The sequence below is a fragment of the Nonomuraea sp. NPDC049141 genome (assembly GCF_040648415.1).
Taxonomy (GTDB): domain Bacteria; phylum Actinomycetota; class Actinomycetes; order Streptosporangiales; family Streptosporangiaceae; genus Nonomuraea.
The window spans coordinates 46,407-69,240 of the sequence record NZ_JBEZDR010000032.1 but is presented as its reverse complement, the minus strand read 5'-3'; the positions used below and the strand labels follow the sequence as shown (position 1 = coordinate 69,240).

General features: G+C 68.9%; 22 protein-coding genes and 1 pseudogene. 8 read left to right on the top strand and 15 right to left on the bottom strand.

What is annotated here, in order from left to right; genetic code table 11:
* Positions 1-28: 28 nt before the first annotated feature.
* The 7 genes and pseudogenes from AB0B91_RS57460 to AB0B91_RS57430 all read right to left on the bottom strand — a co-directional run.
* A pseudogene (locus AB0B91_RS57460) lies at positions 29-226 on the bottom strand (CHC2 zinc finger domain-containing protein); the annotation flags it as partial.
* The gene (locus AB0B91_RS57455) at positions 198-590 is read right to left on the bottom strand and encodes a hypothetical protein (protein WP_358340395.1); all 393 of its coding nucleotides are present in this window, start codon (positions 588-590) and stop codon (positions 198-200) included. The pseudogene AB0B91_RS57460 and the gene AB0B91_RS57455, both read right to left, overlap by 29 nt.
* Positions 574-765 carry a hypothetical protein gene (locus tag AB0B91_RS57450; RefSeq protein WP_358340393.1) on the bottom strand — a complete coding sequence of 64 codons (192 nt, stop codon included), beginning with the start codon at positions 763-765 and terminating at the stop codon, positions 574-576. Before AB0B91_RS57450 ends, AB0B91_RS57455 begins: the two co-directional genes overlap by 17 nt.
* Before the next feature lie 30 nt (positions 766-795).
* Positions 796-1,650: a DnaB-like helicase C-terminal domain-containing protein gene (locus AB0B91_RS57445; protein WP_358340391.1), complete on the bottom strand. Its 855-nt coding sequence runs from the start codon at positions 1,648-1,650 to the stop codon at positions 796-798.
* Between the two features lie 198 nt (positions 1,651-1,848).
* A complete protein-coding gene (locus AB0B91_RS57440) occupies positions 1,849-2,601 on the bottom strand; it encodes a PD-(D/E)XK nuclease family protein (RefSeq protein ID WP_358340389.1) in 753 nt (250 codons plus the stop codon).
* A 28-nt stretch (positions 2,602-2,629) separates the two neighbouring features.
* A complete protein-coding gene (locus tag AB0B91_RS57435) occupies positions 2,630-2,956 on the bottom strand; it encodes a hypothetical protein (RefSeq protein ID WP_358340387.1) in 327 nt (108 codons plus the stop codon).
* A gap of 51 nt (positions 2,957-3,007) precedes the next feature.
* Entirely contained in the window at positions 3,008-3,466 is a 459-nt protein-coding gene (locus AB0B91_RS57430; RefSeq protein ID WP_358340386.1) for a helix-turn-helix domain-containing protein, read from the bottom strand.
* Positions 3,467-4,909: 1,443 nt separating this feature from the next.
* Between AB0B91_RS57430 and AB0B91_RS57425 the strand changes: the two genes are divergently transcribed.
* The gene (locus tag AB0B91_RS57425; RefSeq protein ID WP_358340384.1) at positions 4,910-5,116 is read left to right on the top strand and encodes a hypothetical protein; all 207 of its coding nucleotides are present in this window, start codon (positions 4,910-4,912) and stop codon (positions 5,114-5,116) included.
* Positions 5,117-5,183: 67 nt separating this feature from the next.
* Here AB0B91_RS57425 and AB0B91_RS57420 read toward each other — a convergent pair whose 3' ends face one another.
* Entirely contained in the window at positions 5,184-5,657 is a 474-nt protein-coding gene (locus AB0B91_RS57420; protein ID WP_358340382.1) for a hypothetical protein, read from the bottom strand.
* Positions 5,658-5,673: 16 nt separating this feature from the next.
* Positions 5,674-6,927, bottom strand: coding sequence for an NCS2 family permease (locus AB0B91_RS57415; RefSeq protein ID WP_358340381.1), 1,254 nt, complete (start codon positions 6,925-6,927; stop codon positions 5,674-5,676).
* Positions 6,928-7,009: 82 nt separating this feature from the next.
* Here AB0B91_RS57415 and AB0B91_RS57410 point away from each other — a divergent pair, with 82 nt between their 5' ends.
* Positions 7,010-7,225, top strand: coding sequence for a DUF2530 domain-containing protein (locus AB0B91_RS57410; protein WP_358340379.1), 216 nt, complete (start codon positions 7,010-7,012; stop codon positions 7,223-7,225).
* A gap of 91 nt (positions 7,226-7,316) precedes the next feature.
* Positions 7,317-8,804 carry an alpha/beta hydrolase gene (locus tag AB0B91_RS57405; RefSeq protein WP_358340377.1) on the top strand — a complete coding sequence of 496 codons (1,488 nt, stop codon included), beginning with the start codon at positions 7,317-7,319 and terminating at the stop codon, positions 8,802-8,804.
* Between the two features lie 12 nt (positions 8,805-8,816).
* On the opposite strand, the gene AB0B91_RS57400 is transcribed toward AB0B91_RS57405, so the two are convergent.
* Positions 8,817-11,873, bottom strand: a complete 3,057-nt coding sequence (locus AB0B91_RS57400) for a hypothetical protein (RefSeq protein WP_358340375.1) — start codon at positions 11,871-11,873, stop codon at positions 8,817-8,819.
* 101 nt (positions 11,874-11,974) lie between these two features.
* Positions 11,975-12,775, bottom strand: coding sequence for a DUF3027 domain-containing protein (locus tag AB0B91_RS57395; protein ID WP_214644265.1), 801 nt, complete (start codon positions 12,773-12,775; stop codon positions 11,975-11,977).
* A gap of 169 nt (positions 12,776-12,944) precedes the next feature.
* Between AB0B91_RS57395 and AB0B91_RS57390 the strand changes: the two genes are divergently transcribed.
* Positions 12,945-14,588, top strand: coding sequence for an MFS transporter (locus tag AB0B91_RS57390; RefSeq protein WP_358340372.1), 1,644 nt, complete (start codon positions 12,945-12,947; stop codon positions 14,586-14,588).
* Here the strand turns inward: AB0B91_RS57390 and AB0B91_RS57385 are convergent.
* Together AB0B91_RS57385 and AB0B91_RS57380 are read right to left on the bottom strand one after the other, a co-directional pair.
* Positions 14,585-14,980 carry a cold-shock protein gene (locus AB0B91_RS57385; protein WP_219527753.1) on the bottom strand — a complete coding sequence of 132 codons (396 nt, stop codon included), beginning with the start codon at positions 14,978-14,980 and terminating at the stop codon, positions 14,585-14,587. The genes AB0B91_RS57390 and AB0B91_RS57385 overlap by 4 nt on opposite strands.
* A 91-nt stretch (positions 14,981-15,071) precedes the next feature.
* Entirely contained in the window at positions 15,072-15,680 is a 609-nt protein-coding gene (locus AB0B91_RS57380) for an HAD hydrolase-like protein (RefSeq protein WP_358340603.1), read from the bottom strand.
* Positions 15,681-15,794: 114 nt separating this feature from the next.
* On the opposite strand from AB0B91_RS57380, the gene AB0B91_RS57375 reads away from it, so the two are divergent.
* Together AB0B91_RS57375 and AB0B91_RS57370 are read left to right on the top strand one after the other, a co-directional pair.
* Positions 15,795-16,232 (top strand): hypothetical protein, encoded by a 438-nt coding sequence (locus AB0B91_RS57375; RefSeq protein ID WP_358340370.1) that lies wholly within the window; start codon positions 15,795-15,797, stop codon positions 16,230-16,232.
* 35 nt (positions 16,233-16,267) lie between these two features.
* Positions 16,268-16,885, top strand: coding sequence for a TetR/AcrR family transcriptional regulator (locus AB0B91_RS57370; protein WP_219527750.1), 618 nt, complete (start codon positions 16,268-16,270; stop codon positions 16,883-16,885).
* Positions 16,886-16,988: 103 nt separating this feature from the next.
* Here AB0B91_RS57370 and AB0B91_RS57365 read toward each other — a convergent pair whose 3' ends face one another.
* A complete protein-coding gene (locus AB0B91_RS57365; protein WP_358340368.1) occupies positions 16,989-17,933 on the bottom strand; it encodes a hypothetical protein in 945 nt (314 codons plus the stop codon).
* Positions 17,934-17,977: 44 nt separating this feature from the next.
* On the opposite strand from AB0B91_RS57365, the gene AB0B91_RS57360 reads away from it, so the two are divergent.
* Both AB0B91_RS57360 and AB0B91_RS57355 read left to right on the top strand, forming a co-directional pair.
* Positions 17,978-20,404 (top strand): helicase-associated domain-containing protein, encoded by a 2,427-nt coding sequence (locus AB0B91_RS57360; protein ID WP_358340366.1) that lies wholly within the window; start codon positions 17,978-17,980, stop codon positions 20,402-20,404.
* 31 nt (positions 20,405-20,435) lie between these two features.
* Positions 20,436-21,914, top strand: coding sequence for an AMP-binding protein (locus tag AB0B91_RS57355; RefSeq protein ID WP_358340364.1), 1,479 nt, complete (start codon positions 20,436-20,438; stop codon positions 21,912-21,914).
* Here the strand turns inward: AB0B91_RS57355 and AB0B91_RS57350 are convergent.
* Entirely contained in the window at positions 21,911-22,834 is a 924-nt protein-coding gene (locus AB0B91_RS57350) for a hypothetical protein (protein WP_358340361.1), read from the bottom strand. The genes AB0B91_RS57355 and AB0B91_RS57350 overlap by 4 nt on opposite strands.

Below are 22,834 nucleotides of genomic sequence, written 5' to 3'. Positions count from 1 at the left end.
ATCGGACGGCACCAGTGAACTCAAGGCCCTCCTTCTGCATCACTAGGTCGATGGCGTCTCCCTTGGCCCCGCATGAGTGGCATTTCCATCCGAACCCATTGGTTCTGGCTGACGGATTGTCCTCGTCATGGACAGGGCATAACATCGCCACCCATCTGGCTTGTCTCACAATTGGCTTAAGAAAAACTCCGTAGTGCTCAAGTACGGAGCGAAGAGGGATGTCCATCAAGGTACTTCCCGTAATATGTCCGAGCCATGTCCCGATACAGCCAGATTGGCAGAACGGCTAAGCCGTCGCCTGTGGGCATGCGGCGACGTTTGAGCAGGATCACCCAATCCCGAACCTGCTTGTTGTCGGCCTGCTCCTGGGCGTCCTTAGCGGTCTTCCATATCGAGATCCGTTCGACGTCCTTGTTCTGTACTGCTAGCGGCAGGTCGCCAGTGTCTATGTCGCCCTGGTCTTTCCCGCCGTGCCTCTGGCCGTTGCGCTTCCAGGCGAAGCCTGCACCCTTGAAATACTTACAGGTCTCCGACTCCCAGGAGTAACCCTTGCGCTTGTTGGCTCGGTTCCGCTTACTCTGCTCGCTCAATAGGGGCCTTCGCCTTCTTGGGCTTGGCCGGCGCCTTAGTCGCCTCGGCTCTACCGGCTTCCAAACCCTTGGCGTACGCCTGTGTATAGATCAGGTTGAAAGCGTCGACTACCTCGTCAGGAATCCAGCTCAGAATAGTGAACTCAATTCCATACACATCAAACTTGCTTGCCATCTGTCTCCTTAGGCTGTTCTTGCTTGAAGCCTACATCTGCTCCTCATACAGTCGTCGGTAACCATCACCTCCTTCGGTGACGGGAGTTGTTTCGTGATCTTTGATCGTCATCGTTGAAAGGTCACAGTCGAGGGCGACTGTGTAGCGGCCGGCACTGCTGGCTCGGCCGCCGCGGTTCTTGACGATCGCCACACCCATGTCTTCACTGCCGAGGAGGTTCTCCTCCCGGTAGAGCGTGAGGACGAGCTGTGGAATCTTGCCGATCTTCCCCCTGAGCCCTCCCAGAGGGATCGGGCTGTCGCCGTTCTCGTACTCGCCCGTGACATGGGCAAGGACGATCACGCACGCACGCGTGTGCCGCGCCAGGTCCTTGAGGTAGGCGAGGATGTTGTCTTGCACGAGATATCCCTCTGAAATCTCGTCAGAGGTAACGTCGCGCAAGTTGTCCACGACTATTGCAGTCGGATATCGGCCATAAAGATGGGCGTAGGCCGTAACAGTGTTCTCGATGTCATGGAGCGATATTGAAGAGTTGAAGTCGAAGCGCAGTCGACTGAGTGCCGTCAGCTCGTCATCGAACTCCTCTGTGTCATCTCGCTCCATCGCTTCTTGGACCTCTGTCAGAGGTCTTCCGGTCAGGATGCTGACGGAGCGGCTGTACTGCTCGGCCTCGTCTGAGTCCGCGCTGAAGTACAGCCCGTCAACCCCCGACTTGAGCAGGACTGTGCTGGCGAGGGCGCTCTTGCCGCCGCCAGGAGCGGCGGCGACTAGAGCGAGCTGCCCTCGCCTGAAGTGCACTCCTGCGCTCGCCAGGGTCCGAAAGACGGTAGGCAAAGGTGCCCCCGCCGTTCGCGCCCTAGCCCGTGCTCTCGTTATCAAATACACGCAGGCCCTTAGGTCGTTAGTTCGTTTCCACTATTGAGTTATCAAATCTGGCTTGTCTCAAAACCAGCAAGCGCGTTCCCCGACTAATTGCCTTTAAGGGGCGTTCCTCGGGGGCACTTCTCCAAGTTAACACGTCCTGGCTTGTCTCACAACCTCGATTAAAAAACCCGCTGCTGCGGCAGCGGCGAGGTTGGTTCGTTAGTTCTTTAAGGCTGGCACGGGGCAGTGGTGCTTTACAGCACATGACCAGCAGTGATCCTCGCTGGGGCTGGGCGGGTAGGCGCCGGCCTCATAGGCTGCGCTCTCCATCACATCAACGCCGCGGATCCATGTTCCCAGAAGCTCGTCGCTGAACCTGGTCAGGTCTACGCGCTTGGTGGGGGCCGCGTCGCGCGCCATGTAGTAGTCGCCGTATCGGGCTTTGATGCCGAACACCCGCTGGACGGCTCGACCGTAGATCGCGAGCTGCACCGGAGTGTGCGACGGCTTGGCACCGGTTTTGAGGTCTCGGATACGGATCTCGCCTGTCCAGGGGTCTTCCAGGACGAGGTCGATATACCCCACCATCAGCACCCCGGCGATCGTCGTCCTAAAGCCGACCTCTGTTGCTGGGCTGCCGTCCGGCAGTACCCAGAGGATGAACGGCTCGGTGGTCGTGAAGTCGATATAGTCGGCCACCTGCGTCAGGCCCGCCTCGAACCGCTCGGCGATGTCCCGTTCAGTTGTCTTCCGGCCGCCGCGGAGCCACATGTTGAGGTTGGGCTGCCGCTCTTTGGCTTCGTCGATCTTGTCGAGCCATACGGCCTCGAAAACGTCCTGTGCCTTCCTGATGCTCATGGTGCGCATCGATCGTTCGTAGGCTTCGGCTGCTGCGTGGACGGCTGTCCCCTGGAAACTCCACGCGGCCGGTAAGGGGTCTACTCGGTCGATGCGCTCCAGCTTGTAGGCCAAGGGGCATCGGGGGAATTTCTCGATTTGGCTAGCTGACCTGTGCAAGTACCACTTCCTCTGCTAGGGGCTCCCACTGCAAGTAGTTGCGCGCGTGAAGCTCGTCGTACACCCACTCGTATCCGTTGTGAGTTGGCGCTTCGATCTCCGAGCGAAGGCGTGCCTCCTTGGGCACTACCCGGAAGATCGCCCTTGTTACGGTCTCGTACTCAACATGCCGACTCCACTTGAGTTGCAGGGCGTACCAGCCCTGGTATGTGGCCTTTGTGATCCAGACCCCCCCGTCACGGTAGATAATCTCAGCACTACCGAACGCAACTATCTCCATCCATGACGGAGCGGGGGCTGTGTTGTACAAGGGAACTCCCGATGAGTCAGAGGGCCTCACTGCCCCCTGTTTCCGGCGCTGCTATCTCTCTCTTCTGCGGCCGGCTTCTAGGGCTGCGTCGCGGAGTCGCCGTATGAAGCCGCCGCCAACAGGCTCGGGCATCTCGTAGTACCCGCCCTCCGGAGTCACGTCCGTGCCCGGATAGTCAGGGTCGTATCCGATGTCCACGCCTCGCTCAATCATCCCGTTCGCCCACCGGAACGCAGCCATCAAGTAGTCCATATCCCCGCCGCCAGTCTTGGCAGCTCGGCTCAGGGTGCGGATGTACTTTGTTGGAAGCGTCCCACCGTGCATCTGGTGGACAGGCCAAGGAAAGACGTCGTCATGCCTCACGTACTCACGCACCTCGTCAAGGCGCTGAAGCGCTCTGAAGACTGTTGCACGTGACTTGCCGAGGGCTTTGGCTATCTCTGGTGCGCCCAGCCCCTCACGCCTGAGTCTTTGAACCTCCTGGTCGGAGATCTCAAGCTTGCGTGCCATGGCGAAGATGCCTCCATGCCTGAGGGTTCAGTGCAGCGTCGGGTCTCGTCGCATCCTGGCATGTCTCATTAACCCCCGTCAAACTTGTCGAGCATGATCACAGAGCGTGCTGACCGAGGCGCCATTGACTGCACCAGCCTGGCCGCCTCGCGTGGCCCCCTGCGGCCATCGACACTGACCGCCCGGTCATCGCGAAAGAGAGTTAACAGTAAGCAGAGGGTAGAGGGAAAGGGGGCGGAATGATCATCTCATTTCAGACACGAAAAAATGTGCAGACGCAAACTCTTGACAAGATCATCTGAGTTTGGGAAGGACCTCGCGTGCCGTCAGCGAGGCCCTCACGCCGAGACTGACCGTGTGTATCCCGGTCTAGTAACTACGCCAGAAAGCTATAGCATCCACGACCCGTTCAGCCATGGTTTGCGCATCATTTCCGCCCGAATCTGAGTCATCAGTCAGGGACGGTGTGGGCGACGGCGACGGCGTGGGCGTGCCCGGAGTGTCCGGGGATGGCGTGGTGGGGCTAAGTGTCGCGCTCATAGCTACCGTCGGGGATGGCATGGTCGCAGGCGTCTCCGTGGGTGCCTGTGTGATTGTCGAGTCCGTGGCCGGCGTCACGTCTTGCGTGGGCGTGGGCGTGTTCACCGCCGCAGACTTGGTCGCTTCAGCAGTCGGCCCAGACACCTCTCTCGGCTTGGGGGTAGGTGTGGCCACCGATTGCGTAGGCGTCGAAGAGGGGCTCGTGGTCGAAGGGCGGTCTGTGATGGTTGGTTCGTTAGTTTCGGGCACGCCTATAGGCGTCTCCACCACAGGTGTTAATTCAGGAGTCGGAGACTCCCCCGAAAACAGCGGTCCCAGCCCTTCCGTAGGCCGAGTGTCAGTCACGATTTGATACGCGATGGGATCGGGGGCGGCTGGGGGAACTTGAGACGCGGTGATGGGCGCCGCCACGGCCGCCACAGTCAGAGCGGTGCCAGCCACGATCTGAGGGACTGTAGCCACAACCCCTGTAACCGCCGCTACGCCGCTTGAGATCATCCCTACGAAGCCTGTAGCTCCAGCCGCTACCGCTGGCAGGGCTACGGCTGTACTCGTTCCTGCGGCGGCACCAGCCGCCGTACCGCCCGCTGCACCACCGAACCCCGCCTTCTTGAGAAGCAGGATGGCCGGTATGAAGGGCAGCGCCATGACACTTTGCATGACACTTCGAGCAGTGAGCTTGCCGTACAGTCGCGCTCGATGCGCCGAGGTTCGCCGCTGCTCCGAATTGAGAGCAGGATCTTTGGCCCGCTCCTCGTGGTAGGTCTTGGCGTAGTGAGCCATGACCTCACCTGCCGACATCTGGTCGACTGGCTCAGGTAGCGGGTAATCCTGGAGACGTTCGAGGATGTCGAACCATTGCTTTTTGGCTCGACTGATGCCGCTGGTCGATAGGCCGACCATGTGCGTGATCTGGACGGGCTCAAGTCCGCGCCTGATCAGCTCGGTTACGACCATCCCGAACAGCTCGTCGAGGAAGTCGTGATCCATGGACGTTCGCGCCTTGATCACGTTGACGATCTGGCCAACCTCTACCAAATCGTCGGACTCGCGGAGCTGTTCGATCTGCTTTTCGTACCACTCCAAATCCACTCAGGCACTCTGCTATGAGCGTATATGGTAGGTCAAATCGTGATATGACCACTATTGAACTGAATGTTCGCTTGTGCCCGTTTCTTTACTCTGGCGAAACGATGGTTTGTGCGTATGCGAATGCCTCAGCGAAGGTAGCTCGTTCGCTTGGCGTCGCCTTTTCCCAGGCTGGGCCATCTAGGGGTGCAATTTCGGAAGCTTTGAGCAAACAGCGCGCCACGGCCTCCCATGCTTGTGCGCCGCGCGCTTGGCGCGCTTCAGCCACGTCCGCAACGCCTGACATGGGCAGGTCCTCCAGGTATTCGAGGACCTTCAGCCCTTGCAGGAGTGTCACGACGTTGACCCCCCGAGTCACGGCCTGGACGACGTCCACCTGACCGTCTAGGGCATGCGCCAGCCCCTCCAGGTCCTCACTGCTGGCCTCACCCACGAGTGCCGCCATGCTGTCCGCGATCTGCCGCAGTGACAGCGCCATGGACGTGTGAGTCCGCCCCATGATGATCACTTGCTCGGCGAGCGGGAGACCGGTCAAAGTGCCTAGCACGCTGGGCGTTTGCATGATCGAATCATGCCAGCTACCTTGGTTGTGTTTCTAGCGAGATGGATAAGTCGATCTCGCGGATCGAGGTCATCATCAGGAAGCCCACCACGATCAGCGCGGGCGCGGCCGCCTCGTACGGCACGATCTCGACCAGTGGCGCGAAGAAGATCGCCACCAGGAAGAGCAGCCCGGTGACCACGCTGGCCAGTCCGGTCCGCGCGCCCTCGCCGACCCCCGCGGCCGACTCGATGTAGGTGGTGTTCGACGAGACCGAGCCCGCGCCGCCGACCGCCGCGCCGATCGAGTCGACGAGCAGGATCTCCCGCGTACGCGGCAGCATCCCGTTGGCGTCGACCAGACCGGCCTGGCGGCCGACCCCGACGACAGTGCCCATGGTGTCGAAGAAGTCGGTGATGAGCAGCGTGAAGACGAACAGCACGGCCAGGATCACCGAGACCCGGCTGAACGCGCCGAACGGGTCGAACTCCTTGAACAGCACCAGCGGGTTGTGGAAGCCGATGATCTGGTCCGGCAGGGTGGGCACGTTCAGCATCCAGCCGCCGGGGTTCTTGTCGGAGACCTGGCCGGCCTTCGCGATCGACTCCACGATGATCGCCAGCACGGTGGTGCCGACGATGCCGATCAGGATCGCGCCCTTGACCTGGCGGGCCACCAGCGCCGCCGTCACGAGCAGCCCGACGACGAAGACGAAGATCGGCCAGGAGGTCAGGGTGTTGTGGATGCCCATCTCCAGCGGCGGACCCGCCGACACGCGGCGGACGAAGCCCGCGTCCACGAAGCCGATCAGCGCGATGAACAGCCCGATGCCGACGCTGATGGCGGTCTTGAGCTGGCTCGGGATGGCGTTGAACACCGCCACCCGGAAACCGGTCAGCACCAGGATGCCGATGATGACGCCCTCAAGGAAGACCAGCCCCATGGCCTCCTCCCAGCTCATCACCGAGGCGATGTTGAAGGTCACGAAGGCGTTGAGCCCCAGCCCCGCCGCCATGGCGAACGGCACCCGGCCGATCACTCCCATGAGGATGGTCAGGACCCCCGCCACGAACGCCGTGCCCGCGGCCACGAGGGGCAGGTTCGGCGAGGAGCCGTCGCCGATGAACTGGTGCTGGACGTCCTTGCCGGTGGCGATGATGATCGGGTTCAGCACGACGATGTAGGCCATCGTGAAGAACGTGGCCAGCCCGCCACGGACCTCACGGGAGATCGTCGAGCCTCGTGCGGAAATTGCGAAGAACCTGTCGATACCGCTATTTGTGTCACTCACGGGCGAAGAGTGACAGTCTGCGTCATCTGCGAAAAGTGGCGGTGATCGGATCGAGACCTGATTGGAAGCTAGGCTGGATCCCGTGAAGCAGGAATGGCGTCCGGACCCGGAGCCGATCGAGACCAACGACATCGCGACGGTCGCCGCGGGCACGGTCGTGTGGGCGATCGCGCTGGTCGTGCTGCTGATCTTCCGCCCCGCCGCCGAACAGTCGTGGTGGATCTGGACCTGCGTCGCCGGGGTCGTGCTCGGGCTGATGGGCCTCTGGTACGTGCACAGGCGGGCGTCCCGGAGCTGACATTCGTCATCTCCGGCCGATCCCCGAAGTCAGCTGAAAGTGCTGTTTTACCCCACTACCTGGGGAAAAGCCGGCTGATCATGCTGGAGGCATGAAGAAAACCTCATTCCCCGCGCTGCTGTGCGCGGCGGCTCTCGCGAGCACCGCCCTCACGGGCTGCGGATCGGCGGAGCAGCCCGCCGCCACGAAGCCCACCCAGACGAACTCCGGCACCGTCGCCTGGAGCCCCTGCACCGACCTGACCGGTCCCGACGGCAAGCCCGCCGCGCCCGACCCGGCCGTCGAATGCGGCAAGCTCGCGGTGCCACTCGACTACGCCAAGCAGGACGGCGAGCAGATCGACCTGGCCCTCATCCGCGTCAAGGCCTCCGGCGACCGGCTCGGCTCGCTGGTCTTCAACTTCGGCGGCCCCGGCGGCTCGGGGGTCGACATGCTGGGCATGGCCGCCAAGATCTTCGGCGGCTTGGGCGCCGGCTACGACCTGGTCAGCTTCGACCCACGCGGCGTCGAGCGCAGCGCACCCGTCAAGTGCGGCGACAGTGTCGAGAAGTGGATCTCCGTGGACCCCGCGGGCGACGAGATGGACAAGATCGCCAAGGAGTTCGCGGCCTCCTGCGCCAAGGACTCCGGCAAGCTTCTCCCCCACGTCGGCACCGTGAACGCCGCGCGGGACCTCGACCGCATCCGCGCCGCACTGGGCGACGAGCGGCTCAACTACTTCGGCATGTCCTACGGCACGCACCTCGGCGCCGTGTACGCCACCCAGTATCCGAAGAACGTCGGCCGGTTCGTCCTCGACGGCGCCCTCGACCCGACCGTCACCTTCGCCGAGCGCGCGAAGACGCAGTCGGCCGGCTTCAAGCAGGCGTTCGACGCGTTCGCCGCCGACTGCGTGAAGCAGAGCTGCGACCTCGGCGCGGACCCCGCCGCCGTGCGGAAGAGCGTCGAGACGCTGCTGGCCGGCCTACAGGACAAGCCGCTCAAGGTGGCCGGCCGGGAACTCACCAAGGGCCTGGCGGGCACCGGCGTCCTGGCCGCTCTCTACTCCAAGCTGAGCTGGCCGATGCTGGAGCAGGCGGTCGCCGCCGCGGCCAAGGGTGACGGCACGCAACTCCTCACCCTGGCCGACGGCTACACCGGCCGCAAGCCCGACGGGACGTACTCGACGCTGATGACGAGTGTCCTGGCGATCGACTGCGTGGACAGCGCCGAACGGCCGAGCCCGGCCGACATCGACAAGGTCGAACGCGAGACGGGCAAGATCTTCCCGCTCATGCGGTCCGGGGGTCTCGGCGCGATCTGCGCGCATTGGCCGGCGCCCGGCGGCGACGAGTCCAAGAAGATCGACGCCACCGGCTCCGCGCCGATCCTCGTGATCGGCGGCAAGGGCGACCCCGCCACGCCGTACCAGTGGGCGCCCAAGCTCGCCGCGCAGCTCAAGACCGGGGTCCTGGTCACGTACGAGGGCGAGGGGCACGGCGCCTACCTGAGCGGCAGCACCTGCGTCAGCCGCCTGGTCGACGCCTACTTCCTCACCGGCAAGAACCCCGGCGCGAACGCCACCTGCCCGGCGGCGTGAACCATCGTGACGCTACGACAGGTCGGCCTCGGCCAGCAGGAGCGGCACGGCCGTGGGGTCGTGCAGCAGCGCGGCCACCGCGAGCCGGTCGTTCCACTGGCCCGTCGCCCAGGCCAGGCCGCGCGCCAGGCCGTCGAAGCCGGTGCAGTGCACCGAGCCCTCGAAGAACCGCCACGCGCAGGCGACACCGTCCACCAGCAGCTTCTCGTGCTCGACGTAGGTCTCGGGGGCCGTCGGGAGCAGGGAGCGCACCTCGGCCGGCACCTGCCGCGTCTCGCCTTCGGACGTGACCTCGCCCTGGGCCAGCTCACCGGCCAGCGGCAGGTCGAGCAGCTCGGACAGCGACTCGGCCAGATCGTACGGAGCCAGCACCAAAGGCCGGTCGGTGACGAGCTGGAGCAGGTCGGGGGCCTCCACCACCACGGCGTCCTCGGCCGCGGCCACCACGATGTCGCCACCGAGCACGGCCCGCACCCTGCCAGGTGGCGCCACCCGCGAGGGCTCCACGGCCGCCAGCGCGATCCACAGGGCCCGCAACTGGGCCCTGTCGACCTCGATGGACTCGTCCGCCATCAGGTCGAGCAGCTCTTCGGGGCCGCCATGGCCGGCGAGCAGCTCGGCCAGCGTGGTGCGGACGCCGAGCATCCCCAGCGCCACCTCGTCGAGCCCGCCGGGGGCGTCGCCGTAGAGGCCCTGGAGCAGCGGGTCGGCGCCGGGCAGCCGCAGCTCGCGCGGCCGGTGCCCGTCGAGCACGGGGTGGTTGGCCAGCCACCACGCCGTGTAGGACGGCACCTCGACGCCCTCGACCCGCAGCGGGTGCAGCGCGGCACGCAGCGGCGGCCTGGTCAGCAGCGCCAGCGCGGCGGGCCAGTCGGCGACCAGCTCCAGATCGCGCACCGCGGCGAACTCCGGCACCACGGGCGGCACGTCGAGCTCCGGCAGCAGGTGGAGCACGTGGTCGAGCCAGTCGTCCTCGCCGTCGAGGTCGTGGTCACAGTCGTCGCCATCGAGCAGCACGTCGGAATCGTGGGCCACGGCGAACCCGTCGAGCACGCCCACGGCTTCGAGCACCCGCGAGCCGTAGGTCTCCTCCAGCTCCGGCGCGACCACGCCGAGGTGCGTGTCGGGCGCCAGCAACCCGGCCAGCGCGCCGTCGGCCAGCATCAGCTCGCCCGCCGCGTAGAGCTCGCCGTCGCTGCCGCGCAGCGCCAGCTCGGCCAGCCACGGCGCCTCTCCGGGCGCCAGCGAGGCGGCTCCCACCAGGGAGAGCACGGCCCGCGCCACGGGCTCGGGGTCGGCGCTGTCGAGCGACTCCCGGACGGCGGCCTTGGTGAGCGGGTCCTCGAGGATCGTCCGGGGCGTGGCCTCGGCGGCGCCGAGCCGGAGCAGCGCCGCGTGCGCCGCCTCCGGATGCACGATCCGCAGCCCCAGCGGCGTCAGGTCGAGCCCGTCTCCGGACAGGTCGAGGCGGGTGCCGCCGAGGTCGAGAATGAGGGTGCCACGCGGGCCGCGGACCAGGCGGCCGTCGGCGAGCGGCACCGGCAGCGCGCCCAGCGACTCGGGATCGTCGGCCGGCAGCACCTCGTAGAGCGAACGCCACCACGACGGATCCCGCGCCTCGACCGCCTCACCGGACAGCAGGTCGACCACGTCGGCCAGCTCGACCCGGCGCACGCCGAGCGAGCCCATCGCCGGATGCCGGGCGGGCCACCCCGCGGGCAGCAGGCCGGGCACGAAGTCGGCGATGGCGGCCAGCAGCTCGCTCGACCCGGCGACCACGGCCGCCTCCTGGCCGGCGACGACCCAGCCGTCCTCCTGCGGCTCCTTGGCCGGGTGCTCGACCTGCCACTCGGCGTCGGGCTCGTAGACCTCGGCCTCGGCGAACGACGGCGTGTGCACGGCCGGGGCCGGCGCGGACAAGGCCGGCAGCAGCGGGGTGGCGGGCAGGCGGCGCAGAATGGCCCGCCGGATCCTGGCGTCGAGCTCGCCCTTGCCCATCAGGGCGGGGACCAGGTCGAGCAGCTTGGGCGTGCGCGGCAGCTCACCGAGCAGCCGGATGTAGGCGTCGGCGGCCCGCTCGACCAGGAAGTCGGTCAGCGGCCCCTTGGCGACGTGCCGCCGGTCGGTGGCCATCGGGAACGACGCGATGAGCAGCGCCGGCAGGTCGAGCGGCTCGTCGCTGGGCGTCGGCGCGTGCACCACCGGCGGCACCCCGGCGGGCAGCGGACGGGGCTCCTGCAGCTCCGCGCCCGCGACGGGAACGGCCCAGCGGAGTGACCAGTAGGGGCGGGCGCGCTCTTCGGTGGGCCGGTCGGCGAACAGGGCCGCCACCTCGTCGGGAGTGAACTCGCCCGACTCCGACACCACGTGCCACCCGTCGGCCGTCACCTGGCGCACCGAGCCGTCGAGGTCGATCTCGATGGTGGTCAGCGCGGGCATGCCGAGCAGCAGCGCGGGGCTGGTCTCCGCCAGCATGCGCCGGACCGCCGCGATCGACGCGTCGTCGCGCAGCGGCAGCCGTACGAGCGTGTCGAACCCCTGTGGCACGTCGAACGGCTCGGCCGCGAACGGCAGACGCAGCAGCGGCACGTGTCCGCTCCGCGAGCCGAGCTCGGCCGCGAGCTCCGGCACCGAGGCCACCGCGGCGGCCGTCTCCGTGCGCGACCAGCGGACGGCGCCCGTCTCGCGCGAGCTGATCGACGGCTCATCGCAGACCGACACGACCGCGGCGAACCCGACGCCGAACCGGCCCGCGGCGCCCGCTTCGTCACGCTTGCCGGAGACCCGCAGCGTCGACAGCCCCTCCACGCCGGTCGCGTCGAGCGGGGCGCCCGTGTTGGCGGCGGTCAGCACGTCGTCGCGCAAGGTCAGCCGGAGCACCCCTGGCACACCGGCGCGCAGCGCCGCGTCGGCGGCGTTTTGAGCCAGCTCCACGATCAGCCGGTCGCGGTAGCCGCCGAGTGCGAAGTCCTCCTCGGCGTTGGCGTCCTCGCGGAACCGGGCGGTCGAGGCCGTCCACGCGGCGAGCACGGCGGCTCGCGTCCGGTCGGTGCCAAAGGTGTCGGTCATCTGTCACGATCCTGGTCGCAGGTGTGGCGGGCACCGGCGCATGTCCGGGACCCACCGATGGGGGGCCACCGTAGGTTAGCGGCCCTCACCGACATTCGCGGTCAGGAGTGGCCGAGCTCCTCGGTGGCCGTTCCGTCGACGGAACCGGCCTCCTCCTCCATCAGGTCGAAGCCCATGTCGTCGAGGATGGGCAAGGCCTGCTCGACGGACGGCGGCATGACCGCCGCCTCCGAGTGGGCCCCGCAGCCGTGGTCGGCGGCGACCACCTTGCCGTCGTCGGGGGCGTACTCATTGGCGCAGACCCCGAACACCTGCCGGAGCCCACCCGCGAGCGGCCAGTAGAAACCACAGGTGGAACACTGCGCGGGTGCGGCGTGTGCGATCGGCGTATGCGGCCCGTGCTCGCCCGAGTGCCAGCGTCTGGCAGCGCGGTCCCTGCCGATGACCGAGAGCACACGTGCCCGGCCCAGGCCGTACTCGAAAATCGTCTGATGATCGGTCTCGTCGTCCGTTTTGGCGAAACCCGGCTCCAGCCGGTCGTCGTCCTCCGGGCTCGGCAGCAGGTCCCCGACGCCCAGGTCGCCGGGGCGCAGGCGCTCGCTCCAGGGCAGCCACTCAGGCGCGAGCAACGCTCCCGCCCCTGGCAGCAGGACGGCCTCGCTCACCGTGACGTTCTTCGCCCGCGAGGCGCGGGTCACGGTGACGGCCCAGCGCCAGCCGCGGTAGGCCCGGTCGAGACAGGCGAAGTAATGGGTGACGATGCGGTCGCCCTCGCCCTCGTAACCGAGGTGCTCACCCGGCTCGCCCGGCCGCGCGAGCTCCTCCGCGGCGGCGCGCGCCAGGTCCACCGCGGCGACGCACGCCTGGTCGGGCGGGGAGACGCGGGTCCGGGTGCGGGTCATCTGTCCGCCTCCGCCGCAAGGTGCTGTTGGCTCACACCTCATTCTCACCCATGGCCGGACCTGAAGGTGCCCACACCGACCATCCCGGACCCACTTGAGACTCATCAAACGCCCATCCCCGGGCGATCCGCCGCCGTGATGGAGCGCGGATCGGGTAAGACTGGTAAGCGTGCAAGGAGGCTGGGACGCCGCTCGCGAGATCTCGCGGCGCGTGGGGCGAGGGGTCGCCGACGCGGGCCGCGCCACCGCACGCGCCGGCCGGGCCACCGTACGCGCGGGAAAGGCGACCGCCGGCGGCACCGCGCGGGCGGGCAAGGCCACGGCCAGGGGGGCGCAGAAGGTCGGGCAGGCCACCCGCCGCCTCACCTACGCCAACGGCGCCGACCGCACCGGGCTCGGCCGCCTGATCGAGCTCACCGCCGGTCACAGCGGCGGCGACGCGCTGGTCACGGTCGCGCTGGCGAGCACCGTCTTCTTCGGCGTGCCCGTCGGCGAGGCCCGCGGCCCCGTGGCGCTCTACCTGGTCATCACGATGCTGCCGTTCGCCCTGCTGGCGCCGTTCGTGGGGCCGATACTCGACCGGTTCAGGTCGGGCCGCCGCTACGTCATGGCGGGCACGCTGTTCGGCCGCGGCCTGCTGTGCTTCGCGATGGCCGCCGCCGTGGGGCCCGGCGACCTGCCGACGCTGTTCGTCGGGGCCTTGGGCGTGCTGGTGCTGTCGAAGGCGTACAACGTGTCACGCGCGGCCATCATGCCGAGCGTGCTGCCCGCCGACATCACGCTGGTCTCGGCCAACGCCCGGGTGGCGCTGTTCTCGCTGGTCTCGGCGGGTGTGATGGTGCCGGTCGCCGCGGGCCTGACCGCGTGGCTGGGCAGCGCGGCGGTGCTGCGTACGGCGATGGTCGCCTTCCTCCTGATCGGCGTGCTCGCCGTACGGCTGCCGCGCCACGTCGACTCTCCCGAGCTGGAAGAAGAGGAGGCGGGGGGCAGGCCGCTCCGCTGGCGGACCCTCCTGAACGTGGGCCCGGCGGTGGCCGAGGCGGTCTGGGCGAACGTGGCCATCCGCCTGTTCTCCGGCTTCCTGCTGTTCTTCCTGCTGTTCCTGGTGCAGGACAAGGGCGTGCCGTGGCTGGCCGTACGCGATCCGTTCTTCGACATCCCCAAGACGATCGCGCTGCTCGCGGCGGCGGCCGGGCTGGGCGGCCTGGTCGGCGCGATGGTCGCGAACTGGACCCGCAACCACTCCCCGCAGCTCATCACGCTGCTGACGCTGGCCGTGACCGGCGCGACCACGATCGTGGCCGCGGTGTTCTTCGGCCTCTGGACCGCGGTCGCGGTCTCGCTCGTCACCGCGTTCGCGCAGGAGCTCGGCAAGCTCGCGCTGGACGCGATCGTGCAGCGGGAGATCGGCGAGGAGGTGCGCTCGTCCACGTTCGGCGTGGTCGAGGCGGTGCTGCAGCTCGCCTGGGTGTTCGGCGGGCTGGTCGGGCTGGTGCTGTCACTGGCCGAGAGCAGCGCGGCCGGGCTGATCACGCTGGCCGTGGCGCTGACGGGCGCGTTCGGCTGGCTGATCGTCCGCCGGCGTCAGCGGATCCGCGCGGCCAAACTCGGCGCCGGCGTCGGGGGCCAGGCCCAGGACCAACGCGTACGGGACCTAGACGCGCGGGACCTTCAGGACCCCGACGAGCGGGACACCGACGTGCGTGACCAGGGCGCTTGGGACCATAGCGCGCAGAATCAGCGCGCTGACCGGCGGGATCAGCGCGTCGACACCATCGACTCGACCAAGCCGCTGACCAACCCCCACGGCTAGGCGTCGAGGTCGTCGGCCACCGCTCTGAGCACCTGCGCGATCTTCTTGGCGTGCGCCGCGTCAGGGTGCTTGCCCCGCTGGTAGGAGGTCGAGACGTCGTCGAGGAGCTTGATCAGGTCTTCGACGATGACCACCATCTCGTCCGGCTTCTTACGCTTGGCCTTGGGCTTGGGCTTGGCCAGCGTCGGCGGCTGCTCGAGGATCCGCACCGAGAGGGCCTGCTGGCCGCGGCGTCCTTCGGCCACGCCGAACTCGACCTTCTGGCCGGGCTTGAGCGGACCGGCGCCAGTGGGTAGCGCGGAGGAATGCACGAAGACCTCACCGCCGTCGTCGCGGGTGAGGAAGCCGAAACCCTTGTCGGCGTCGTACCACTTGACCTTGCCACTCGGCACAGGAGGAACCTCGTTCAAACAGTCGTAAAAGATGAATGGATGTAGGTTATGCCCCGCGAGGCTCGGTAGCGACCAGGAATATTCGTGGCATTTACCAGAGTTGGCCGGCCGAACGCCAACCGGCGAACCAGTCGGCGAATTCCGTCAGGTCCCCAAGCGCCACATCCGCTCCATGGTCCCGAAGTTCTCCCAGCGTGTAAGGCCCGGTCGCGACCGTCACGCTGACGGCTCCCCCGGCCCGCGCGGCCTCGATGTCCGCCACATGGTCACCAACATAGGCGGCGGCGCCGAAGCGCGCGAGTGCCGAACCCTTGTCCGCCCCGAAGACCGCCCCGACCACCTCGTCGACGGCGAGCCCGAGCAGCTCGACGGTGCTGGTCGCGTCACGCAGGTTCTTGCCGGTCACGACGATGATCCTGCCTCCTTGCGCGCGTACGGCCTCGATGGCCTCCGCGGCTCCGGCCATGGCCGTGTGCACCGGCACCCCGAGCTCCGGATAGATCTCCCGGAAAAGGCGCACCGCCTCGGGAATCGCCGCCGGCGGCAGCCAGTTCGCCAGCTCCTGTTCGAGCGGCGGGCCGAGTCTGGTGATGATCGCCTTGCTGTCGATGAGCACGCCGAGGCGCGCCGATAGCTCGTCGTAGACGGCCGCGATGCCCGACCGTGTGTCCGCCAATGTCATGTCTAGGTCGAAACCCACCGATGTCTGCACAAGGTGGAGGATGCCAAACGAGTCCGCATTACGGGTAACGGGCCCTTGTTGTGGGACGGTTGGGAGTGGGAAGAAAGGAATTACTTATCGGGAGGAGTGGCCGTGACAGAGCCCCCCAAACCGCCGGAAGCGGGAGATCGGCTGGTCGCCGCCGCCAACCGGCCCAGTCCGCTGGAACGGCCCGTTTCGCTCACCCAGCCGCGCCCGCACCGGCCCGCACTGCCACGGCAGGTGACGGGACCGGTCAGGGTGTGGCGAGGCGTGGTGGCGTTCCTGGCCTCGGCCGTCCGGCTGGCGTCGCGGCTGGCCGCGCTGATTCTGGCGCTGTACGCGATCTTCACGGTGTTCAGGGCCAACCCGGCCAACATCTGGTACCAGTTCGTCGCCTCGCTCGCCTCGTCGTTGTCGGTGGGGCTGGCCAACCTGTTCCAGCTTGCCGACATACGGTGGACGACACTGGTCAACTACGGGCTCGCGGCGCTGGTGTGGCTGATCGTCGGCTCGGTCGTCGCGGGGCTGATCCGTCGCGCCGCGCCGTGACGGCTACGCTCCTTTACGGAGGTATCAGGAAAGACATGACCAGATCGACGCGTGAGCGGATCATCGACGAGGCTCTGCGGCTCTTCGCCGAGCGGGGCTACTCCGCCACTTCGGTGGCCGAGATCGAGGCCGCGTCAGGGCTCTCGCCGGGCGCCGGAGGGCTCTACAGGCACTTCAAGTCGAAGTACGAGGTGCTCTCCGCGGCGATCAACGAGCATGCCACGCGCACCCGTACGCAGGTGGCCGACAGCCTGGCCGAGCTCGGCGACATGGAGTCCTCGGCCGACCTGGAGGCGCGGCTCTCGCACCTGTGCCGGGCCGGGCTGGCCAAGGTACGCGAGGAGTCGGAGCTGACCCGGGTGTTCTTCCGCGACCTGAGCCAGTTCCCCGAGCTGGTGGCGGTGGTGCGCGAAGGGCTGCTGCAGCCCATGTTCGACGCCATCACGACCTGGTTCCGCGCCCAGCCCGAGTACGAGGACGCCAAGCTCGACTGGAACGGCATCGCGGCGGTGCTCGGCGGCTCCGTGGTGCACTACCGGCTGTTCCAGGAGACGGTCGGCGAGTCGCCGGGACACGCGGAGAAGGACCAGTTCGTCACCGCCTGGGTACGCCTGGCCGTCGGCCTGCTACCGAGCCCCGCCCCGGTCAGCTGACCCGGTCGCGCGCTCAGCCGACCAGGCCGCGGCCGGACGGCGCTGAGCCGATCCCCCCGATACCGGACAGCGCTCAGCCGATCCTCCCGATACCGGACAGCGCTCAGTCGGCTCCCAGCAGCCGGTAGGCCAGCCAGGCCACGCCCAACGCTGTGCCGATCATGAACATCACGCCGCTGACGTCGAAGAACTGGACGACGAACGCCTGCACCCCCGGCTCGGCGCCCACCCGCAGGCCACCGACCAGCGCGCCGCCGAGCGTGTAGCCGAGCAGCGGCGCGCCGACTCCGATCACCCGGTCGCGCAGCGCCCAGCTCTCCGAGAACGCCACCAGCAACGAGCCGAACGCCCACACCAGCACCGGCACCCGGAAGATCGCCACCGCCGGCAGGCCGAACGGGATCAGCAGCGCGGCCAGCACCAGGATCGCCATCGCCGCGGTCTCGCGCGGATACTCCTTGACGATGCTGGTGGCGTCCCGACCGCCGGTGGCCATCGGGTTCGCGCTGGACATGGCCGTCCGACGCAGCCCCGCGAACGGCAGGCCGCGTACGGGCCGCCCGGTCAGGCCGTCCTCCGCGCGACGCCACCCGATCAGCCGGTCCTCCGCAAGGCGCCGGCCGAGCTGGACCCCCGGGGGCGGGGCCACGTCGTCGACGATCTTGGGGAAAAACGGCGTCGCTCCTCCGGCTTCCGCAACCCGCTCCGCCTTGGCCACAGCGCCCGGCGTCACGGTTCCCCGAGCGGCCCCGGGCGCGACCCTGGGCGCCGTTCCGGACGGGGTGCCCGGCGGGACACCGGACGCGGTGTCCGGCGCCGTCTCGGCCAGCCTGCGGGCCTCACGTTCGACCAGCGCCACCGGGTCGCCGAAGCGGGCGAGTAGCTTGACCACCTGGCGCGGGTTCTGGCTGCCCTGCCGTTCGACCTCGATCCTGGCCCGCAGCCGCTTGGCGAAGTCGAGCCGCTGGTCGGGTTTGAGCACGCCGTGAGCCGCGTCGGCGGCGGCGCTGACGTAGTTGAGTATGAGCTGGTCGGCTCGCTCAATCACGTGAGCCATGCTGCCCCAATCAGGGTGGACATACCATGGCAACGATGGAGTTCACGGAGTGGATCAGGGGGCGCACCGACGAGCAGCTGCGGGCGCTGGTCTCCGCGCGTCCCGAGCTGATCACCCCGGTGCCCGCGCATCTGGAGGGCCTCGCCGTACGGGCGGGCAGCCCTTCGGCGATCGGCCGGGCGCTCGACCGGCTCGACCGCTTCACGCTCGCCGTCCTCGAAACGCTGGCCGTCGCCGAGACACGCGCCACCGCCGCCGCCCACGCGGAAACAGCGCACGCGAACGCGGCGCATGCGGAAACAGCGCTCGCCGAGACGCAGCCCGTACGACCGGAGCCCATCACGAAGGCCGCCCTGCGCGAGCTGATCCGTGGCGCGCTCGCGACCGGCAAGCCGGAGCCCGCGCTGTCGACGGCGCTCGACCACCTGCGCGACCTGGCCCTCGTCTACGGCCCCGACACCGCGCTCGGCCTGGCCCCCGGTGTGCGGAAGGTGCTCGACGACCCGGCGGGGCTCGGCCCCCCGGCGGTCGAGGCGTTCCGGCACCACGCGCCCGAGCAACTGGAGGAGATGGCCGACGACATCGCGCCGGGCACCAAGGGCTCGGGCAAGGAACGTCTGGCCGCCGCCCTGATCCACCCCGGGAAACTGATCGAGGAGGTCTCGCCCGAGGCCAGGGCGGCGCTCGACCAGCTCACCTGGGGGCCGCCGACGGGCCGGGTGCCCAACGCCAGGCGCGAGGTGCGGATCGCCTCCGCCCGCTCGCCCATCGATCAGCTGCTCGCCCGCGGCCTGCTGGCGGCGACGGGTGAGGAGAGCGTGGCCCTGCCTCGGGAGGTCGGCCTTCACCTGCGCAACGGCCTCGTACACCGCGACCTGTACGCCGTGCCCCCGGCCCTGGAAGGGGCCACACGGGACCAGAAGCTGGCCGACCGCACAGCGGCGGGGCAGGCGTTCACGTTCGTGCGGACGGTCGAGGAGCTGTGCGAGCGGTGGAGCGCCGAGCCGCCGGGCGTGCTGCGTACCGGCGGGCTGGGCGTACGCGATCTGAAGCGCACCGCGACCGAGCTGGACGTGCCCGAGTGGGCCGCCGCGCTGACCGTGGAGGTCGCGCACGCGGCCGGGCTGATCGCGGCGGGCGGCAGCGTCGACGGCGAGTGGCTGCCGACCACCGGCTACGACCTGTGGCGGATCCGGCCGACCGCCGACCGGTGGGCGGCGCTGGCGGTCACCTGGCTGCACACCGACCGCGTCCCCGGCCTGGTCGGCGAGCGCGACGACCGTGACCGGCCGCTCAACGCGCTGCACACCGACCTGCGCCGCTCGTCCGCGCCGGCCGTGAGGTCGGCGGCGCTGGGCGTGCTCGCGTCGGCGCCCGGTCTGGCGCCCACGCGCGCGTCGGTGTTCGATCGGCTGGCGTGGGAACAGCCGCGCCGCCGTGGGCCGCTGCGGGAGCAGTTGACGGAGTTCGCGCTGCGGGAGGCCGAGCAGGTCGGCGTCACCGGGCTCGGCGTGCTGTCGGGACACGGCCGGGCGCTGCTGGCCGGCGAGGACGCCGCCTCGGTGCTGGCGCCGCTGCTGCCCGAGCCGGTCGACCATGTGCTGCTCCAGGCCGACCTGACCGCCGTCGCGCCCGGTCCGCTCACCAGCGAGCTGAACCGCTGGATGACGCTGGCCGCCGATGTCGAGTCCAAGGGCGGCGCGACCGTCTACCGGTTCGGCGAGGGCTCGATCCGCCGCGCGCTCGACGCGGGCCAGGGGGCCGAGGAGCTGCTGGCCATGCTGGAGCGCCACTCGGCCACGCCGGTCCCGCAGGCGCTGTCGTACCTGGTCGCCGACGTGGCCCGCCGTCACGGGCGGATCAGGGTCGGCACCGCGAGTGCCTACGTCCGCTGCGACGACCCGGCCCTGCTCGACCAGATCACCGCCGACCGGCGCTCGGCCGCGCTCCGCCTGCGCAGGCTGGCTCCGACGGTCATCGCCTCCCGCTCGTCGCGCGCCGCGCTGGTCGACGGGCTGCGGGCGATGGGGTACGCCCCGGTGGCCGAGTCGCTCGACGGCGATGTGATCATTTCCCAGCTCGACAAGAGGCGCACCGAGGGCCTGCCGCCGGCCCGGTCCGTGCCCCCGCCCAACGGCCTCGACGCCGAGGTGACGGCCGCCGCCGTACGGGCGCTGCGGGCGGGCGACGCGGCCCACCTGACGCGGCGCGAGCCCGCCGACGCCCCTGACGGCCAGATCCCGCGCGGCCCCGCGACCGCCACGATCTCGGCGCTGCAGGAGGCGATCAGGCAGGGCGTACGCGTGTGGATCGGCTACCTCGACTCCCAGGGCAACGCCACCTCGCGCATCCTGGAGCCCGCCCGGATGGAGGGCGGCTACCTGACGGCGTACGACGAGACCAGGGCCGCCGTCCACCGCTTCGCCCTCCATCGCATCACCGGGGTCGCCGACCTGTCTTGACGTCAGGTGTTGATCAGGCGAGGTTGGGACCGTGAGCGAGCTGACGTTGGGCCGGTTGGCCGAGGAGTCCTGGGGCAGGTTCGACGACTTCGACGCGGTCCATTACGAGGGGGTCTGGCACCGCGGCCACGCGCTGGCCGAGCGGGCGCGCAAGGTCTGCGGCGGGCTGGCCGAGGCGGGCGTACGGCCCGGCGACCGGATCGTGGTGATGATGGCCAACTCGCCGGAGGTGGGCCTGATCTACCAGGCGATCTGGGCGGCCGGTGCGGTGGTGACGCCCGTGGTGTTCCTGGTGGGGGCCGAGGAGTTGCGGCACATCCTGGTCGACAGCGGCGCCACCGCCGTCGTCACCTCGCCCGAGCTGGTGGAGACGGTCCGGGCCACCGACGTACCGGTCCCGATATTTGTGGACACGGTGGAGCTGGAGCGGGCGGCCGAGCGGGGACCCGTCGAGCGGGACGCCACCGATCTGGCGGCGCTCATGTACACCGGAGGTACGACCGGCCTGGCCAAGGGCGTCATGCTGAGCCATCGGGGGCTCTGGCAGGTGGCCAAGGACGCCTACGAGATGTCCCATCAAGAGGGGAAAAATCGCGCGATAGTGCCGGTGCCTCTCTCGCACGCGTACGGGCTGATCCTCACGGTCGCCGGGATGCACGCCACGGAGCCGCAGCAGGCGGTGCTGATGCGCTGGTTCGACCCGAAGGCGTTCCTGGAGCTGGCCGCCGCGCAGCGCGCCCAGTATGGGGCGGTCGTGCCCGCCATGCTCCAGATGCTGCTGGCCGAGCCTCTGGAGTCGCACCCCCTGCCCGACCTGGCCTTCCTCACCTGCGGCGCGGCGCCGCTCGGCAGGGAGACGCTGGAGGAGTTCGAGCGCCGGATGCCCGGCGTGCAGATACTCGAAGGCTACGGGATGACCGAGACCAGCGCCGTGACCACGTTCAACCCGCCGGGCCGGCGCCGGATCGGCAGCGTGGGCCTGCCGCTGCCCGGCTACACGATCACGATCCGCGACTCCTCGGGCGACAAGGCCGAGCCGGGGGACGTCGGGGAGATCTGCGTCAGCGGTGACTCGCTGATGCTCGGCTACTGGGGTGAGCACGCCACGGACCCCGCCGACACCGCGCTGACCGAGGGCGAGCTGCGTACCGGCGATCTAGGTTGCGTGGACGACGACGGCTACCTCTACGTCGTCGACAGGAAGAAGGACCTCATCATCCGCGGCGGGTTCAACGTCTTCCCGCGCGACGTCGAGGACGTGCTCAACGAGCACCCCGGCGTGGTGATGTCCGGCGTCGTGGGCCGTCCCGACCCGCGCGTCGGCGAGGAGGTGGTGGCCTTCGTGCAGCTCAAGCCGGGCGCCACGGCCACCGCCGACGAGCTGATGACCTGGGCCCGTGACCGGGTCGGCCGGGTGAAGTATCCCCGTGAGGTGATGTTCGTCGACTCGATCCCGGTCACGAGCGTGCTCAAGCTCGACCGCAAGGCGCTGCGGTCGAGGCTCGGCTAGTCGTTCTCGTCGATGGCTCCCATGGGGTGCGACTTGACGTTCTTGAGCTCGCCCAGCGCCCGCCCGCCGGAGTCATAGGCGGTCACCTTGCTCAGCACGGCCGGGCGGAAGAAATGATCCTTGTCGGCGTACACCCGCGATCGGCCGATGTAGAAGCCGTTCCGCACGTTGGCCGTCATCTTCCGCCCGTCCGCCCACTCGGCCTCCACCCGGGCCACCCGGGGAGCGACCCGACCGGCCACCACCAGGAAGGACGGGTCGCCGTCCCGGCCCGGGTTGATCTCCGACTGCGTCTCGATGTCGTAGGCGTCGACGCTGAGCGCCCCGCGCAGGGCCAGCTTGCCGGGCGGGTCCTCGCCCCAGTAGGAGAAGATCGGGTCCGTCGGGTAGCTGACCAGCCGGATGCCCGGGGTGCACAGGACGAACCCCTTGCGGCTGCCGACCAGCCGCGTCACGCCCAGTTTGTCCTTGGCCTCCACGAGCCAGCGGTAGTCCTTGACGCCCCCGTACCTGGGCAGCCGCCGGTCGCCGTCCATGTTGTGCACCGGACCGCCCTTGGGCATGCAGTCCTCGACGGTCGCGAACTGCGCGATCGTGTTCCGCGGCAGGCCGGGGATGTCCGGGACGTGCGCGGTGGGGGCCGGGCTCGTGGACCGCGCGCTCGCCGTCGGTGTGCTCGCGGGTGAGGTGGCGGGAGAGGAGGCCGCGGGAGGGGTCGCGAGTTGGTCGTGCGTCCGCAGCGCCACCACCCCGATGGCCACCACACAGGCTGCCGCCGCCATGGCCAGCCCCCATCTCGGCCACCGCAGCCGTGTCCGCCTCCGTAGGACACGCGTCAGCAGCAGCTCGGGATCCACGGGCCGGGCCCGGTCGGCCAGCCTGGTCAGGGCCTCGGCGACCGAACGTTCGTCGACTGGCAT

Bases quoted from the DNA above. Each gene is read 5' to 3' on its own strand.
- AB0B91_RS57450 (WP_358340393.1), bottom strand. From the start codon at position 765: ATGGCAAGCAAGTTTGATGTGTATGGAATTGAGTTCACTATTCTGAGC.
- AB0B91_RS57430 (WP_358340386.1), bottom strand. From the start codon at position 3,466: ATGGCACGCAAGCTTGAGATCTCCGACCAGGAGGTTCAAAGACTCAGG.
- AB0B91_RS57420 (WP_358340382.1), bottom strand. From the start codon at position 5,657: ATGCAAACGCCCAGCGTGCTAGGCACTTTGACCGGTCTCCCGCTCGCC.
- AB0B91_RS57405 (WP_358340377.1), top strand. From the start codon at position 7,317: ATGAAGAAAACCTCATTCCCCGCGCTGCTGTGCGCGGCGGCTCTCGCG.
- AB0B91_RS57400 (WP_358340375.1), bottom strand. From the start codon at position 11,873: ATGACCGACACCTTTGGCACCGACCGGACGCGAGCCGCCGTGCTCGCC.
- AB0B91_RS57395 (WP_214644265.1), bottom strand. From the start codon at position 12,775: ATGACCCGCACCCGGACCCGCGTCTCCCCGCCCGACCAGGCGTGCGTC.
- AB0B91_RS57370 (WP_219527750.1), top strand. From the start codon at position 16,268: ATGACCAGATCGACGCGTGAGCGGATCATCGACGAGGCTCTGCGGCTC.
- AB0B91_RS57360 (WP_358340366.1), top strand. From the start codon at position 17,978: ATGGAGTTCACGGAGTGGATCAGGGGGCGCACCGACGAGCAGCTGCGG.
- AB0B91_RS57350 (WP_358340361.1), bottom strand. From the start codon at position 22,834: ATGCCAGTCGACGAACGTTCGGTCGCCGAGGCCCTGACCAGGCTGGCC.